General features: G+C 39.2%; 14 protein-coding genes, 1 tRNA gene and 1 pseudogene. 3 read left to right on the top strand and 13 right to left on the bottom strand.

The annotated features are described in order from the left end of the window. Nucleotides 1-132: 132 nt before the first annotated feature. The 3 genes from ED557_14530 to ED557_14520 are packed head-to-tail and all read right to left on the bottom strand — an operon-like array spanning nt 133 to nt 2,919. Nucleotides 133-1,086: a hydroxyacid dehydrogenase gene (locus ED557_14530; GenBank protein ID RNC79730.1), complete on the bottom strand. Its 954-nt coding sequence runs from the start codon at nt 1,084-1,086 to the stop codon at nt 133-135. 27 nt (nt 1,087-1,113) lie between these two features. Further along, a complete protein-coding gene (locus tag ED557_14525) occupies nt 1,114-2,127 on the bottom strand; it encodes a hypothetical protein (protein RNC79729.1) in 1,014 nt (337 codons plus the stop codon). Nucleotides 2,128-2,157: 30 nt separating this feature from the next. Next, complete coding sequence (locus ED557_14520) at nt 2,158-2,919, bottom strand: hypothetical protein (protein ID RNC79728.1); 762 nt, start codon at nt 2,917-2,919, stop codon at nt 2,158-2,160. A gap of 214 nt (nt 2,920-3,133) precedes the next feature. On the opposite strand from ED557_14520, the gene ED557_14515 reads away from it, so the two are divergent. Beyond that, entirely contained in the window at nt 3,134-4,741 is a 1,608-nt protein-coding gene (locus ED557_14515) for a hypothetical protein (GenBank protein ID RNC79727.1), read from the top strand. Nucleotides 4,742-4,756: 15 nt separating this feature from the next. Here the strand turns inward: ED557_14515 and ED557_14510 are convergent, their stop codons facing one another. From ED557_14510 to ED557_14495, 4 genes and pseudogenes are all read right to left on the bottom strand, one after another. After that, complete coding sequence (locus ED557_14510; GenBank protein RNC79726.1) at nt 4,757-5,398, bottom strand: class I SAM-dependent methyltransferase; 642 nt, start codon at nt 5,396-5,398, stop codon at nt 4,757-4,759. 96 nt (nt 5,399-5,494) lie between these two features. Then, on the bottom strand, nt 5,495-6,862 hold the full coding sequence (locus ED557_14505; GenBank protein ID RNC79725.1) for a flavocytochrome c: 1,368 nt from the start codon (nt 6,860-6,862) through the stop codon (nt 5,495-5,497). A gap of 92 nt (nt 6,863-6,954) precedes the next feature. Continuing rightward, a pseudogene (locus tag ED557_14500) lies at nt 6,955-7,223 on the bottom strand (GIY-YIG nuclease family protein). A gap of 40 nt (nt 7,224-7,263) precedes the next feature. Continuing rightward, nucleotides 7,264-7,338: transfer RNA gene (locus tag ED557_14495), tRNA-Asn, on the bottom strand. A 266-nt stretch (nt 7,339-7,604) separates the two neighbouring features. Here ED557_14495 and ED557_14490 point away from each other — a divergent pair. Beyond that, nucleotides 7,605-10,007, top strand: a complete 2,403-nt coding sequence (locus ED557_14490; protein RNC79724.1) for a TonB-dependent receptor — start codon at nt 7,605-7,607, stop codon at nt 10,005-10,007. Continuing rightward, nucleotides 10,007-10,861, top strand: coding sequence for a DUF4249 family protein (locus ED557_14485; GenBank protein ID RNC79723.1), 855 nt, complete (start codon nt 10,007-10,009; stop codon nt 10,859-10,861). The genes ED557_14490 and ED557_14485 overlap by 1 nt, the downstream gene beginning before the upstream one ends. Here ED557_14485 and truA read toward each other — a convergent pair whose 3' ends face one another. The 6 genes from truA to ED557_14455 are packed head-to-tail and all read right to left on the bottom strand — an operon-like array spanning nt 10,862 to nt 16,098. Further along, nucleotides 10,862-11,590 (bottom strand): tRNA pseudouridine(38-40) synthase TruA, encoded by a 729-nt coding sequence (gene truA / locus ED557_14480; GenBank protein RNC79722.1) that lies wholly within the window; start codon nt 11,588-11,590, stop codon nt 10,862-10,864. Between the two features lie 6 nt (nt 11,591-11,596). Then, nucleotides 11,597-12,286, bottom strand: coding sequence for a hypothetical protein (locus tag ED557_14475; GenBank protein RNC79721.1), 690 nt, complete (start codon nt 12,284-12,286; stop codon nt 11,597-11,599). A gap of 22 nt (nt 12,287-12,308) precedes the next feature. Next, a complete protein-coding gene (locus tag ED557_14470) occupies nt 12,309-14,816 on the bottom strand; it encodes a hypothetical protein (protein ID RNC79720.1) in 2,508 nt (835 codons plus the stop codon). 3 nt (nt 14,817-14,819) lie between these two features. Beyond that, complete coding sequence (locus ED557_14465; GenBank protein RNC79719.1) at nt 14,820-15,215, bottom strand: cytochrome c maturation protein CcmE; 396 nt, start codon at nt 15,213-15,215, stop codon at nt 14,820-14,822. Further along, complete coding sequence (locus ED557_14460; protein ID RNC79718.1) at nt 15,212-15,451, bottom strand: hypothetical protein; 240 nt, start codon at nt 15,449-15,451, stop codon at nt 15,212-15,214. Before ED557_14460 ends, ED557_14465 begins: the two co-directional genes overlap by 4 nt. A 23-nt stretch (nt 15,452-15,474) precedes the next feature. Further along, nucleotides 15,475-16,098 carry an ABC transporter permease gene (locus ED557_14455; protein RNC79755.1) on the bottom strand — a complete coding sequence of 208 codons (624 nt, stop codon included), beginning with the start codon at nt 16,096-16,098 and terminating at the stop codon, nt 15,475-15,477. Nucleotides 16,099-16,116 lie beyond the last annotated feature (18 nt).

The following is a 16,116-nucleotide window of genomic DNA, read 5'->3' as shown; positions in this document are numbered from 1 at the left end:
CAACAAGAAATAAAAAAAGCCTTCCATGATGAGATGGAAGGCTTTTTTTTTGCTCCCCGGGTTTCCAACTATCACTTAATCGATATAAGATTATCGCATAAATGATCAACATTATGTTGTCCATTCAGATGTTTAGCCAATAGGCACAAAATCTGAATCAGCAATATCTTTTTGGCTTTTCCCTTCCACAAAATTTACAAGCGTAGATTTCCACATTCCAATTCGCCTGTTAAAACAATCTTCGGTATACCAGGCTCTTCTAGGAGTTAGAACGGTATTGGATAAGTCCTTAAAAACACCCGTTTGGAGTAGATCTAAGCCCGCAGCGGCAATATCTCCCCGGCTAAGGGCCTGTTTTACAGCATCGATATCCATCACCTCATCAGGGGAGACATTGATCAATACAGCAGTTTTTTTCATCCTGGCCAATGTTTCTTCTCTAATTATTTCATGAGATTCATGATTTAAAGGAAGGGATAAAAACACTATATCTGAAGATGATAAAAGATCATACAGTTCTACTTGTTGGGCGATATTAGATGACTTAGGAGACCGGTTATAGTACTGAAGCTTCATTCCAAAGCCACTTAACAATCGAGCAATGGTTGAGCCAATATTTCCAAAACCGATGATGCCTGCTGTTTTTCCATATAGTTCTATGCCTCTGTACTCAAAACAGTTGTTGTTCCCTTGTTGCTTCACTTCATTATCTACCTTTGGGATATGACGTATAGTAGCCATCATTAAGGCTACCGCATGCTCTGCCACTGAAGTTCCGGTATAGTTTTCAGTATTAAAGACTTTAATTCCTTTTTTTTTACAATATCCTGAATCAATAAAATGAGTAGAAATAGTAGTGGTGATGATTGCTTCAAGACCGGGCATTTGTTCCAGGATGTGCCCCTTCAAATCCATGTAAGTAGTTATAATAACCTGTGTATCCTTGTTTCTTTGAACAGCCTCTTCCAAAGAAAATCTTTCAGGAGGATCTTGTTCCCATGAAATATCCACAAGGTGAGCTATATCTGCTAATGCAGCTTCAGGAAGAGCTTCACGATCATTTAAGACCAAACACTTTTTTTTCATCTGTCTTCTTTCTTTTGTATCTCCGGATCAAATTTGATTGAAAGTGTAATTTTCAATTTCTGTTAATACTTCATCTAAGTTCGAATAGGGTTTACTTGGAATATAGCTCACATATTCGTGGCATTTTTTCCCAAACTTCTCCATAAGAGGTTTCACCCACGAAGGAGCCATGTTTTTTAATCCCGTTAAATAGTACATATAACTCCACTCCGCGAAGAAGTTAATAGAAAGAAAATGCTGAAGATCTTGAATTGGTTTGTGATTGTATTTTTTAGATCGATTATAGGGCTGAATCAAAGTTAGCGCATGTGCCAAGTCAAGATTCCCCAAACCTATACCAAAGCCATTCAATGTTCCATCAATAATATGGCACCCACTTTCCAGTGCTACCTGAGAATTGATAGCGGCAAATCCAAGATTGTTATGCGCATGAAAGCCCAACAGCCCTTCCCAATATTCCTTTGCTATCTCTGTCATTAACATTACTTCATTGGGACTGCAAGCCCCTCGAGAATCAGCCAGGTAAAATATATCAGCAACATCTTCCTTAGCGATTGTGGTGACCACTTCTTCTACTTGTTCTTTGGTCAAAGTGGAAAGATTTACGAGATTAATGCTTGTTCGTACATTGTACTTTTTTGCCAAACTCGCAACCCAAAGTGCCTGGGACAATCCATCGTAGGTTGTTGGTATTCTTAACAAGTCTAGATAATCCTTTCTTTCTTTAATTAATGCTTCCTGGTTGGTTTGCTGATGTATCATGCTCACTATAGCACAATTTCTATTTCCTATAGCTGTCTTAATTTGGTCGAGAAAATGAGTATCGCAATAGGTTACGGTGGGCGAATCTTTGCCTGGGTCACTAATGTACCCTACTTCTATGGCGTCTACTCCCGCTTGTATTACCCCTTTCACTAAACCAAATACCTCTTCAGAAGAAAATTTCCACTGATTTAAATGTCCACCATCTCTCAACGTTGCATCTAAAACGAAGAATGAAGAAGATGTTTGTTCTTTTGTAAAGTCAAATACATCAGCCATAAACTAGGATGTCAGAATTCTGTGAGAGGTTTAAGCTGTCGGATTTAGTTTTTTTAATGACAAATCAACACGTTGGTCATAAAAAGATGACCGAGCTGAATTAATAGCTTTCCAATAGCGGTAAAGTTCTATTTCAAATTCTATTGCCTTTTGAGTAGTGAGGTAAGTATCCTGAACTTTTTGCAGATCAAAAACCAAGTGAATTGTATTAAAAAAATCAGCTTTTAAATCATCTTTAATCAAACCACAGCTTATAGGATTCACAAAACCACCAACCGATACTTTTTTCCCTTTGCTGTGAACAGCTTTAATAAAGTCATGCGTTATTTTGTGTACTTCCGGTACATCTATAGTGTTAAAGCCTAAGGATTGGGACAGGTCTAAACGGCCTATAACGACAAAATCGATCTCGTTGAAATAGGCATTATTTAAAATACGATTTAACTGTTCGTGGGCTTGCTTGGTTTCAAGGTTTATACCAAGCTGAAGTGCCTGATCATGACCGTATTCTTGCTGTGCTGTTGTGACGAACTTTTTAAGTGCATATTCCGACTCAATTAATGGACCTAAAATAACCTTGATCCCCAACGCTTTCATGTGCCGCAAATCGGTTCGAGCTTCTTGTCCGGCTATTTTAACCATGGTTGGGAAACACTCTCGGGAAAGCTCGTGCAACTGACCTATTTCCTGATATTCCATACTTTCCCATTCGGTTCCACATTTCAAATAAACCAGCCCATGATTAGTAAAAAAATCATGTAAGCAATTTTTAAAGTCAAAATTAGTATGCATTTCAGGGTTAATGCTTATTCTTTTAAATTTGTACTAATTTATAAGCTAATTAGCTTTTTTTAGCTTTTATAGAGACATACTAACATAAAAAATCAGCTTAAGGAACCGAAATTTTAACATCTTCAAAATACTAACATTAGAATGTTGCTTATGAAAGCCAACTTTAGGTTAGTTGCAAAAAAAGAGTAATCTTGTTTTTTGAAAAAAACAAACTATGAGCATAGAGGCATTACGAGTATTTTTAGTGGAGGGAGCAGGCTTAAGCTTGTTTTTTGTTGGCTTTAAAATTCTTTCGGAAAATTTAAAACGTCTTACAGCAAGGGGATTACACAAATTACTTGATCCGATTACCAATAACGAAATAAGTAGTTCTATCAGCGGTGTTTTCGCCGGACTTTTTATGGCCAGTGCCGGTAGCGTGTTATTTATAATAGCCGGATTTGTTCAAGGTCAGTTTTTACGTGTCAAAAATTCATACTCAATCATTATTTGGTCAAACCTGGGAGGCGCTTTAGTCATAAGCCTTAGCGTTCTTCCTATTGATCTTCTCGTGTTCTCTATGCTTTTTTTAACCGGTATGCTTTGGGCATTTGAGTTCCCTAAAAAGTTTGTCAATGCTTTAGGTGCTGCATTTGGTTTAGCACTTCTTCTGTTTGGCTTATATGAAATTGGTACCGTAACTGTTTTTCTCAAAGATTTGGAATGGGTTAATAAGACGCTTGCCTTTAGTCTAAGCTATATACTTGTTGGTATTCCTATCGGTTTTTTTCTGTGTTTTATTATGCAATCCATCACGGCAGTATTGCTTATAGCACTAACCCTTGCCGCAAATGGTGTTTTGAGCTTCCCTCAGATAATGACAATTTTTTTGGGAGCACAATTCGGGCTGGCATTAAGTTGTTATTTACCGGCGATAGGTTTTAAGGGAGGTGCCAAACAAACCGTTATGATTTTTGTTTCATATCAGGTTATTGGAGCAACATTGGCAATGTTTATTTATTTGCTGGACCACTTCAGCGGACTTCATCTTATCGAACAGAGTACTGCTCGAATTTTTAGTTCATTATCTCATCAACTTTTATTCATAGCCATTGCCTATCATCTTATTTTTTGTATTGCCTTTTCATTTGTCAAACCTTACATGATTAGGTGGGTAGAAAAGCGGTATTCGCTCACCGACATTGAGGTGCAGGGCTCACCAAAATACCTTACCGAAATCGGATCAATGGGTCTAGATACCATCTTACTCTCCGTAAGAAAAGAGCAGAATAGAATTGTGTCCTGGCTGCCTGATTATTTCTATTTCAGGGAAAAAAAACATGAACTATTCGATAAAGAAAGTTTAGACAACCGCCATCTCTCTTTCAAAAATATCTCTGAAAGAATTGTAATTACCTTGAAAGATGGTTTATCCTCAAATATTGATAACGCCCTTTTCGAGCTTTTGCTAAATATTCAAAGGCGTCACTACCTCATATCTAATCTGGAACAGAGTACTTACGAGTTGATTACCGAATATTCCACTTTAAAGAACTCTAAAGAAATTGAACTTACTGAAGATATTATGCAAGCTATTCAAACCCATTTGCTTACATATACCAGTTATTTAGAAAAACATGAGCTGACGGATCTGGAAAGTCTTTCTTTGATTAATGATAATCATGACCAGATAATGCAATCTATTCGTTCCCGGTACATATTAGTGAGTAAGGAAGGTTCTAAAACATTGCTTAACCTTATCGATACATTTGAAAAGTTAGCCCGGTTATTAAATAACTTAGTTCTGCTGGAAGAAAAGCTCCAAATAGCCAAAAAGGTTTGACTGCTTTTTAATTATTCAGGCCTTCAAAACTTGAAAAACGAAGAAAAGCATTTTGTCGTTTTCATACCCTTCACGATTTGGTAACCATTCCTCAGGTTTGCTTACAAATTCCCTCTTCAAACATTTCTTGTCAGTAAGCATCTGCAATATCTGCTCATATTCCCGTTCCTTACATAAGTCTTCTTTTTGGCTAAATACGATATATCCGCCATGCTTTGTTAGTCTGATAAATTCAGCCAGAAGACTTTCAATATCAGGTATGAGTGACAAGACTCCTATGCAGATTATCCCATTAAAACTATTTTCATCAAACCGAAAAGGGGTTTTTCGCATGTCTTGCAAATACAGTGCTTTGTATGATTGATGCTTTTTACTCTCCTCAAGCATTTCCGGAGAGGCATCAATACCTGTAATATTGGTAAAGCCTTTATTGGAAAGTGCCATTCCCACCAAACCTGTTCCACAACCTGCATCCAAAATGTCTTCGTTTTCATTTAAGTATTGATTGAGTAATTCTGCACCTTTCTGAAAAGCTCGATATCCCCATTCTTCTACTTTTTGATTATAAACGGAGGCAAAATCCTGATAGCGTTTGGGGATATCCAGATCATCCAGTTCATCTTTTCCGATACCTAGCTGAATACTTTTGTCTTTCATACTTCACTTTGGTTTTTGTATTTGTTTGCACTTTTAACTTAGTGCGTTAGATTGATTCCCCTGCTTAATTACATCATTAAATACTGTTTCAGCTTTTCAATAGCTGGCTTGCCGGCCTGCTATTCTGCCAAAAACTACACAATCAGTTAGCGCGCATCCACCCAACCGAGACTTTCCATGAATACCTGAAGTGACTTCTCCAGCTGCATAAAGTCCCGGGATTATTTCCCCCTTGTCAGACAATACTTGTGCTTTCTTGTTGATGACCAATCCACCGGGAGTATAATGCACTTTGGGAAAAATACAAGTAGTTATAAAAGGTGGTTTAATCGCTTTGAGGTCTTGTGATAATACTTTTCCATAATCTGCATCTTTACCAGTAGCGAGCATTTCATTATAATGGCTCAAGGTATTTTGTAAGGCCTTCTGTGGTATTTCATATCTGCTTACTAGTTTTTCCAACGTATTGAACTTTTGTATTAACCTGACATCGAGTTGCCTTATTTTTCGCATTAGTTCATCGCTAGCATGCTCTAAAATATTTTGTGAACTAATAGAAATTACGGGCTTTCCTATTTTTAAAATAGCAGATGTTAGTTCCTCCCTCAATACAGTTTCGTTCACGAACCGCTTACCTGTATCAGCATTTATCAAAACACCTCTGTGCAATGCCAAAAAGCTCACAAAACTTGAGATTATATTATCTTCCTTATAATCTAGTGTATTGTTTGAAGTACTTGGCAAAAAACAATAGGTATCCATATCCCTGGTACTTGCTCCGATGGCTACAGCCATATCAATTCCTTCTTTGGCTGTATTGGGTAAACAGCTTGTCTGTAATAGAACATTCTTTTTTCCAACTTTTAACCTTGCGTCACTTGAAAAACCGCCACTAGCTAAAATTATGGCCTTTTGAGCATAAAGAGCACATTCCTTCCCAGTCCATTCTACAGCAACACCACTTACCTTACCATCATCTGAAAGTAGAATTTGGGAGGCCTTGCATCCAGTAAAGATCTCTACGCCCAATTGCTTGGCTCTTTTTAAAGCAGGATTAATCAAATCTGCTCCTGAAGCTGATTTGGGTGTATGAATCCGCGCAATAGTGTGTCCCTCCACTTTTTCTAACTGCTCTATAAATTCAACTCCAACCTCTGTTTTTAACCACTGAAGAGCTTCTTTTGAACCTTTGGCCAATTGCTCAACCAACGTCTTGTCATTTATTTTGCCAGCATTTAGTATATCATTAGTAAACTGATTAGAACTATCGCTAATGTTTTGTTTTTTTTGCTGGAAAGAACCAGCAATAGCCAAAGAACCACCACTGATTTTAGAGTTTCCACCCACGGTATCACGCTTTTCTACTATCACAACGGAGCGGCCATTTTTTGCCACCTCAATGGCAGCAGATAACCCTGCAAGTCCACTTCCAATAATGATAATATCCCAAGCTCTATTTGTCATAAACCACTTTTAATCAAGAGAAGTTACGTCTTAAAATTAGCTCCTATTTTTAGAAATAAAGAGAACAAAAAAGAAAACATCCAATCGCTACATCATAGATAATCTTCAATAAAAATTTCTCCCCGGATTAAACACTCGATTATTTTTCTGCTTTTCCAACTCTTGACCTTCCGCTCAGCTGCTAACTCTTCTTGTTTAGTATGAAAGGTAGTTCGAATACCAATTTCCATGGCCGGTACTTTTGAGTATATCCTTACACGTCGGAATTGTGGTATTTCAGCCTTCGTTGAGGATCGTCTGAAACGTCTGTATAGTAAGTTTCTTTAACCTCAGATTTTAGTATGTAGAGATAATAGTTCATAAAAAAAGGGTTAAACATGTAATGTCTAACCCTTTTAATTTCGCTCCCCGGGTTGGATTCGAACCAACGACCGATCGGTTAACAGCCGATTGCTCTGCCACTGAGCTACCGAGGAAGATAATTTGTGGCTTTTCAATAAATATCGTTGGCGAACCAACGTCCCGACATCCGTCGGGATAACTGCCTCATCGCTCGCTTGCCACTGAGCTACCGAGGAATGACAGCTTCCCCGTTTTTGGAGAGCGACAAATATACAGAGAATGTCAATCTACAATCAACCTTAAATCGTACAAAAAACTCATATTTTTTTTAATTCTCATTAGGGGTATTAGCTATATGACGTGTATTTGTTCTGTAACGCGTTAATGAAACTAACTTTTTATGATAAGAAAAAGCTTGTGGGGATTAGCTATATGCTGGATATGTTTTAACAGCTTATATGCACAAACTAATATCTCGGGTCGAATTTTGGATAGTGAAACGGACGAACCACTTTCCTTTGCCAATGTTTTTATTGTAGAAACATCAAGAGGGAGTAATTCCAACGTCGAAGGTTTTTTTACCCTGTTAGATATCCAGGAGGAGGAATACACCCTAAGAATAAGCTATATCGGATATCAGACCCTATTCATCTCTTCTGATTCTATAAATACGAGCTCCGATTTAGTCATTAGGTTAAGCAGAATAAATTCCGAGTTAGAAGACGTCGTTGTCACAGCTGAGTCATATAGCTTTATCCAATCATCCGATGAAATTAGTAAAGTGACCATGTCCCCAGAGCAGATGTCACTGCTTCCGAGTATCGGAGAGACAGATATTTTTCGATCCCTTCAATTACTACCCGGGGTCAGCGGTACCAATGAAAATTCCTCAGGCCTTTATATCCGAGGGGGAACTCCTGATCAAAACCTGGTATTACTGGATGGAATGACCGTGTACAAGGTGGACCATTTCTTTGGTTTTTTTAGTGCATTCAATGCCAATGCTATTAAGGATGTACAAATATATAAAGGCACCTTTCCGGCTAAATATGGTGGACGTACTTCCAGTGTAGTTGATTTAACAGGTAAATCAGGAAGTACAACCAATATAAAAGGCGGGTTGAATCTTAACCTGATGAATACAGGAGCCTATCTGGAACTCCCCATTTTTAAATCCCTGAATGTGATGGGTTCCTTTCGCAGATCGTACAGCGATATCTTGCAAAGCGGGCTTTTTAACAGCATTTCTGATAACCTGATTGGTGAAAGTGATATTCCGAATCCAAATCCTGACTTCAATGTGAACGAGGTAGAGCCAGAGTTCTATTTCTATGATGTCAACCTTAGGTTAACGTATCGACCGGGATCTAAAGATGCGATCATAGCCAGTTTTTACAGGGGAAATGATTTTCTGGATGAATCTAGAATTTCAACCTTTGCTTTTAGCCCAAACCAGAATGCCGAGGTTCAGGGAGAGCAACTTCTTACATCTGATGTATCTGAAAATACGGATTGGGGGAATATCGCTGGTTCGCTTACATGGACACGTCAATGGGGACCAAGATTATTCAGCAACATCAGTGTTGCTGGATCTGAGTACTTCAGTGATTATTTCAATAATATCTATCTTACCAATACTATTCCTGAATCGGATACCACGCTTTTCAGCTTTTCCAGCTCCAACTTTGAAGATAATAATGTGAGAGATTTTACTTCCCGAATGGACTGGGAATGGAAATTGAACCAATACCATGAAGTGGGGTTTGGGGTGCAGGCCACTAATTCTAAAGTGGATTATTTAAATGCAAGAAACGACACACTGACCCTCGTTGAACGAAACCAGGAAGCCTGGCTTGGAGCCGTTTATTTGATGGACGAGTGGAAACCTACTCAAGCGTTTACATTTAGCCCTGGCTTACGGCTCACTTATTATGAAAATAGTGATCGACTATTACTCTCTCCAAGGGCTTCTGCTTCCTATGAGTTAACCAGTTTTCTGACTTTTAAATTAGCTTATGGAAGGCATTACCAATTTGTAAATCGCATTATCAATGAAGATATAACCCAGGGCTCACGGGATTTTTGGTTACTCACAGACAACGAACTGATTGACACTGGTTTGTCTGATAATTTTGTTGGTGGCGTGGTTTTAGAAAATGGTCAATGGCTCTTCAACGTCGAAACCTATTACAAGATATTTCAAAATCTTTCTGAGTTTTCTCTTCGTTTCAGGCAGGATAGGGATGTGAATACAGATGAGCTCTTTTTTAAAGGAGATGGCGAGGCCAGTGGAATAGAGTTTTTGCTGCAACGTAAAACAGGTTCTCTAACCGGGTGGGTTTCTTATACCTTAAGTAGTATAGCCAATGAATTTGATGTATTTAATGATGGAGAACCCTTCCCTGCTCTTCATGATCAACGGCATGAAATCAAACTTGTTCAAAGCTATGCCTTTGGGAACTGGAATTTATCTGGCACCTTTATTTATGGTTCAGGTAAACCCTATACAGAGCCGGAAGGAGAATATTCCATTGAATTACTGGATGGAAGAGAGTTGAATTATGTCGGAGTTGGAGAGAAAAATGGCTCAAGGCTACCGGCCTATCACCGTTTAGACCTCGCTCTTAACTATCAACTTAGGGTAAGGAAAGTAGAAACTACCTTTACCCTCTCTTTGTTCAATCTTTACAATCGGGAAAATATCTGGTATTACGAATATGATTTTAGCCAGGAGCCCTTTCAAACTACTGAGGTTACTTATCTTGGTTTAACCCCTAACCTTTCTTTAAAAGTGGATTTCTAATGGGACAGAAGAAACTTATATATCTCGGTTTAGCATTTGCATTCACAGTAAGCTCCTGCCACATAGCAAGTCAGCCTGATACTTCTAATTATGTAGTTGAAGCTTTTATCTATGAAGGAATTCCTGTCAATGATATCACCGTTAAAACCATTAGCTCATTTTCGGATAGCGACAATGCCAATGTTCCGATAAGTGACGCAACAGTAGTTTTGACTCGAAATCAGGATCAAGAATACTCTCTGGTTTTTAATGAGACAACTGGTAAATACGAAAACCCTAATCCAGGAAGTATCGATATAGTCAGAGGAGATCGTTTTGACTTAATGGTTACTGTTGGCGACCGTACTTCTTCGGGCACTACCTATGTTCCAGAACCTACTACTAATCTCAGAGCAGAATCCGATACACTACTTATTCCTAATATTAGTATTGGACCTGATTTTCAAGAACGTTTTACCATTGCGCTACAAAACTCTAACCTTTTGGTTGAATGGGATCCTGAAAGTGACTTTCACTATCTGGTTATTGAAAGCCGTACCGATACACTTAATCCAATCTTCCCCGAAGAATTTCCGGAGCAATTAGTGAATACATTAGGTCAATTCCGATTCATTGGAGAACCTTCTACCGACCCTTCCTTTGAAATAGTTGGGTTTAGCCTCGCCACTTATGGCTTACATATAATAAAAGTCTACCGTGTTAACGAAGAGTATGTAGATCTCTTTGAAGCAGAAACACAAGATTCCAGGGATTTGAATGAACCTCCCTCGAATATTAAAAATGCACTAGGGGTTTTTACAGCGTTTGCAGGAGATAGCGTATTCTTTGATGTTGTACTTGACAACCCAGAATAGTTAATAATGCACCTTTTTTAAGGTCAACCCATTTGCCGGAGCAGTTTGAGTAGCTATCTCATAGCTCGGGTCGGATAGCGCAGCTTCAAATTCTGTAAGACTGAGTTTTCCTTCTCCAATTTTTATCATTGTACCAACTAATCGGCGAACCATATTTCGTAGAAATCGATTAGCTCGTATTCTGTAAATCAGCAGACCTTTTGTTTCTTCAAATTCAGAATCAAGCACTGTACAAAGAGTGGTATAATTATCTTCATTGAATTTTGAAAATGGAGCAAAATCATGTTCTCCTTTTATCAAAGTAGCAGCTTGATGCATCAAATTGGAATCATACTCCCTTGGTAGAAGTACGCTTCTGGTTCTATTCAAAGGAGAATATGTACTAATCAACTGATATTCATATTCTCTAAACGTTGCATCGAAACGAGCGTGAAAAGCGGGAGTCACTTCTTCAATCGAATGAATAAATACTTCTTCACTTACTATTCGATTTGCACTAAAGATCAATTTATCCGGATCGGTTCCTTCAGGAAGATCAATGTGAGCAATCTGACCTAAAGCGTGAACACCTGCATCTGTTCTTCCCTGCCCTATAAGATCAATCGGTTGCTGTACTACTTTTGAAAAAGCTTCTTCTAATTCTCCTTCAACTGTTCGGGCTTCGGGCTGCACCTGCCATCCTGAGAAGTTAGTTCCATCGTATTCGATCGTAAGTTTATACCGAGGCATGCTCTTCTAAAAGTTGAAGCGCAGATTCGCTGTTACCCCTGGCTGGCCGAATTCATTGAGATAAGAAAAGCTTGCTTCAGGAGCGTTATCCCAAACTCTGCGGGCATGATTATAGGCGCTCAATGCACTTATTAACCGATTGGCTACCATGAGCGCTGCAATAGTAGGTAGTTGGCTATTCGTTCTATCTACTCTCTCCCTCATATCCTGGAATTGAAATCGTTGAGCATCTTCTCCCCAATTCCATCTATTCTCGGCAATGTCAGGCAACAGATCATCCCAGTTTCTTGAGCGAAGCTGAAAATCATTATACTCACCTAGGTTATCGAAAGTCGCAACTGCTAGTTGGAATTCACGGTTTCGATTAGAAATATCTGCGTTAGCTTTGCTCAATGCATACACATCCAGTTCCCTTTCTAACTGATTTCCACGAATCGTTAATCCTGCATAGGAGAGAATCATCGCTACATCGGCAGCAAGGTGATATTGCCCCCTGGTCCAGTTGGATTTATCCACATAATGATGTCCCCATCCCGGTACCACTAAAGAGCGAAGAAATGCTGTTCTTGGAGATGGGAGTTCGGAGTTAGGATTTAGGTCCTGAGCTGAAACAAATAGTGGAACAAGCATGAACCCAATGAGCACAAAGCAATTCAAAATTTTGAATTTTGAATTTTGAATTGCTTCACGCTTCATACTTCTAATGTTCTTCATTCGCTTATTCTTCGCTTTTCTTGCGTTCCCTTCCCCAATGTCTGAAAATAGAAACGGTAAATCCAGCCATAAGCAGGAACGTACCAGTCCACACAACTGATATAAATGGTTTTTTCTCCGCTACAATCAAAACCCAGTCTTCTTGATATTCTTCATCGAGACCTGTAATGGAAAGCTCAATAGAATTGCTTTCCGGTTTAACGCTGGTGAATTGAAAAACAAGATCGTGAGTGCTAAGATTAACCGGAGGTGAGAGTACAAAAGTTTGCCCTTCTTCTTCAAATAAAGCAAATAATGGCTCAATAAGATAGGTTTGACCACTGGCAAAATGGAATACTTCTACTTGTGCACGAACTCCTATACTTGTATTGGTAGGAAGGTTAACTGAATCAGCTTGAATGAAATCATTAAACGTAAACCTGAATCCACCCACTTCTTTTATTGATCCTCGTTCAAACTCTATAGTTTGAGCTTGTAGCTGATCTTCCGTTTCATCTGAAGCTGGTTGGAGGAGCTCCTGTTGCCGTTCAATCTGTTTATTTCTTTGATCAACAAACGCACTTCCTGCTACATATAAATAAATATCGCTCAATAAGCCTGTTCGTACATCAGGATCTACCGACCAACTTACATTGCCCGGAGTAGATGTTGCGAGCATCGGGTATACCTCGGGATATAAATAAAATGGACGCCCACCATCTACCTCTTGAAAACGAATGCGATAGGTTTGCTGGCCTGGTCTGTTTTGATTACTCAAGTCATAGCCTTCGTATGTAACAATGTATTGGTCATTTATGACCTTTGGCTCATCAAGGTTCAGCTCCAACATTTCAATTGTCTGGGAAATAGTAAAACCCTGCGGATCTTGTACTTCTCCTCTTTTTACTGCAGCATTATAGTCCTCAGTATTTTGATCAAGAAGAGGACGGTTATAAGCGGTTGAAGCCAAAATCCCGATAAGAAGAACTCCAAAACCTACATGCGTGAGAGAACCACCAATAAGTTTTGTGTTTTGAATTGCGAGTCTGCCAACTACCCATGAATTCCCAACTATTGCAAAGAACCCCGCAAACAAGTAAAGCATGTAGTAAGCATTCCGAACACCTCCAATAATAATGGAAGCAAGAGTAAGCAAGGAGGTAATCAGCAATGGATAAATAAGCGCCGTTGCTAATGTTTCCGCATCATATTTTTTCCAGAAGAGGTATTGACCAAGTACCGTTAGAATTGCCATAATAATAGCAATGGGCATACTCCAGTCATTATAGAAACTGATTTCAGGAGGAGTTGGATTATCATTAAATAATAATCCAATGATCGGTGAACTTGTACCTAAGATAATGACCAGCCCCAGTACGAATAACATCACTGCTCCGGTGAATGTCATAAACTCCCGGCTCAGGATCTTTGATTCTTTATCCGGGGAAGGAAGCTCCTTATATCTCCAGAAAAACATTCCAAGTCCAACTCCTGTTACTACCAACATGAATATCAAAAGCTGATTATAAAGTCCAAGATCAACAAAACTATGAACGGAAGAGTCGGAAAGGATTCCCGAACGGGTTAGGAAGGTTTCATATACAATCGCTACATAAGCCAGGATTGCAAAGATCAGCGAAGACTTTTGAGCAACAGAGCTTTTCCGCTGAATAATCATCGTATGAATTCCAGCCGTACCAATCAGCCAGGGTACTAAAGAAGCATTTTCAACAGGATCCCACGCCCAAAATCCACCAAAAGAAAGGGTTACATAAGCCCAATATCCACCAAGAAAAATCGCTGTTAATAAGGAAAGATTCGCACCAAGTGTCCACGGAAGTGCCGGACCGACCCACTCATTATACTTTCTCTTCCACAAGGCTGCCATAGCAAAACAATATGGAATGGTCATCATTGCAAAGCCCACAAAAAGTAACGGTGGATGAATCATCATCCATGGACTTTTTAATAGGTCGTTTAATCCTGTTCCATCAACAGGTATAAAATCAGGGTTAGCCTGGATAAACGGAGCATTGGGCATTTCCTCCGCTATAGTACGAAACGGAGATGCTCCTAAGGTCATATCCCCAAATCTCCAGCCCAGGATCATAGAAATAAGAAAAAGCTGAGTAAGCCCAAGGAAAAACAAAACAGGTGCTTTATATGGAGCCCTGGTCCATCTCATAAGCCCTAAGCCAATAAGCCAAGAAAAGAAGATCCAAAGCATAAAACTGCCTTCCTGGCCTCCATAAAAGGCAGACCACAAATATTTCGGAGCTAAATCAAGACTAGTGTAATTGAAGACATAGTAGTACTGAAACTGGTGCTTGAAGATCAACCAAACCAACATTGCAGAGGCAACGATCATAAAGAAGCCTTTAAGACCGAATAACCAGTTACCGATTCTCAGTTTCTTTTCGTCCTCATTTTTTGCAGCCAGGTAATAGTAAATGAGGGAAATTAAACAGAACAGGAAAGAAAAAGTGATCGTTAGCTTTCCTAATATTCCGAAGACAGGTCCTACTTCTGCCATGCGTTAACTCTCAGAAGCTTTCACGTAATCAGATGGATCGGCACTATTATATTTCGAAGGGCACTTCATCAACATTTCATTGGCGTAGAATACATCATTCCTCATCTCACCAATTACAACTAAGCGATCTGCTTCTTCAAAATTATTAGGCTTTGGACGTGGGTAAATCACCTTCTTTACGTTACCAGATTCATCCTTCATATAGAATGTAAACTGGAGAGTCTCTTTTGAGAACCCGTATTCTTTTGAAGAATCCCATGTTCCGGGAACATGAGCTGAGCTCATTTCGGTAGCCGTTTCAAAATCTGTGTATGTACTGATGCTTTCACCAAGATTGAACATTAATAGAGAGGTGAAGGCCACTATGGCGATTATTCCTAGAACTACTTTAGGTTTCATTCTTTTTCTGATGGGTTAATCTTTTTTTCTAAAGATGATACTTTGGAATCAACACGAAACATGAAGAATAGCAGAACTGCCCAAATAATGAGAGTGACACCAAGTACAACAAAAATTAAATCGTTTGAGTACATAAAGCTTATGAATGCGTTTGTTTGCTCCATTTCTGCTCCGCTCCACTTTGGAGCATAGGCCTGGGTTAGGGTATCAACGACGGCAACTGAATCTTCTTGCATCGAATTCCTTTAGCGGTTCAAATTTATGAATTTTCTATTCTTGTTTGAAGAGATTTATATCTATGCGTAATGTCATAAATCCAGAAAGCCACACCAATAAAACCGATCATTGCCGGATATAAAATGTACCGTATTTCAGGGGCGGTAATTTCGCTAAATGCCGGATTCCCATCGGCTCCGGGATGCAGGCTTGTCAACTGCCTAGGTACTACATACAATAGGAATGGCACCGTGGTTACTGCAAAGATATTATAAACTGCCGAAATCTTGGCTCGTTTCTCTTCATCATCGAATGCTGATCTGAGCACGAAATAGGCTACATAAATCATCATTGAGAGCGCAGCGAGATTCATTTTTGGTTCAGCAAACGTCCACCAGGTTCCCCAAGTAAATCGTGCCCAGAGAGAACCTGTCAGCAAACCACACAACCCAAATATCATTCCGACTCTCGCAGCTGATTCTGCTTTTATATCAAAAACTGGATTTGGAGCACTAAGTTGACGTATGCTATACACAAAACTGACTGTAAACATAGAGAACATCGCCATCCACATAGGTACATGGAAAAAGATATTTCTAGCTGTTTGTTCAAGAATGGGTATTTGAGGGATTTGGATGAGTATTCCTCCTGTTACTACAAGTGTCATCCAAAGCGCTACGGCGTA

Origin of the sequence: Balneola sp., from assembly GCA_003712055.1 — a bacterium.
Classification (GTDB): Bacteria; Bacteroidota; Rhodothermia; order Balneolales; family Balneolaceae; genus RHLJ01.
Note: the sequence above shows the minus strand (reverse complement) of the source record. Positions and strands in the feature narration are given on the sequence as shown.

Coding starts and splice junctions, on each gene's coding strand:
- truA (RNC79722.1), bottom strand. CDS start 11,590: ATGCCTCGGTATAAACTTACGATCGAATACGATGGAACTAACTTCTCA.
- ED557_14515 (RNC79727.1), top strand. CDS start 3,134: ATGAGCATAGAGGCATTACGAGTATTTTTAGTGGAGGGAGCAGGCTTA.
- ED557_14455 (RNC79755.1), bottom strand. CDS start 16,098: ATGACACTTGTAGTAACAGGAGGAATACTCATCCAAATCCCTCAAATA.
- ED557_14525 (RNC79729.1), bottom strand. CDS start 2,127: ATGGCTGATGTATTTGACTTTACAAAAGAACAAACATCTTCTTCATTC.
- ED557_14465 (RNC79719.1), bottom strand. CDS start 15,215: ATGAAACCTAAAGTAGTTCTAGGAATAATCGCCATAGTGGCCTTCACC.
- ED557_14505 (RNC79725.1), bottom strand. CDS start 6,862: ATGACAAATAGAGCTTGGGATATTATCATTATTGGAAGTGGACTTGCA.
- ED557_14475 (RNC79721.1), bottom strand. CDS start 12,286: ATGAAGCGTGAAGCAATTCAAAATTCAAAATTCAAAATTTTGAATTGC.
- ED557_14530 (RNC79730.1), bottom strand. CDS start 1,086: ATGAAAAAAAAGTGTTTGGTCTTAAATGATCGTGAAGCTCTTCCTGAA.
- ED557_14520 (RNC79728.1), bottom strand. CDS start 2,919: ATGCATACTAATTTTGACTTTAAAAATTGCTTACATGATTTTTTTACT.
- ED557_14470 (RNC79720.1), bottom strand. CDS start 14,816: ATGGCAGAAGTAGGACCTGTCTTCGGAATATTAGGAAAGCTAACGATC.
- ED557_14485 (RNC79723.1), top strand. CDS start 10,007: ATGGGACAGAAGAAACTTATATATCTCGGTTTAGCATTTGCATTCACA.
- ED557_14490 (RNC79724.1), top strand. CDS start 7,605: ATGATAAGAAAAAGCTTGTGGGGATTAGCTATATGCTGGATATGTTTT.
- ED557_14510 (RNC79726.1), bottom strand. CDS start 5,398: ATGAAAGACAAAAGTATTCAGCTAGGTATCGGAAAAGATGAACTGGAT.
- ED557_14460 (RNC79718.1), bottom strand. CDS start 15,451: ATGCAAGAAGATTCAGTTGCCGTCGTTGATACCCTAACCCAGGCCTAT.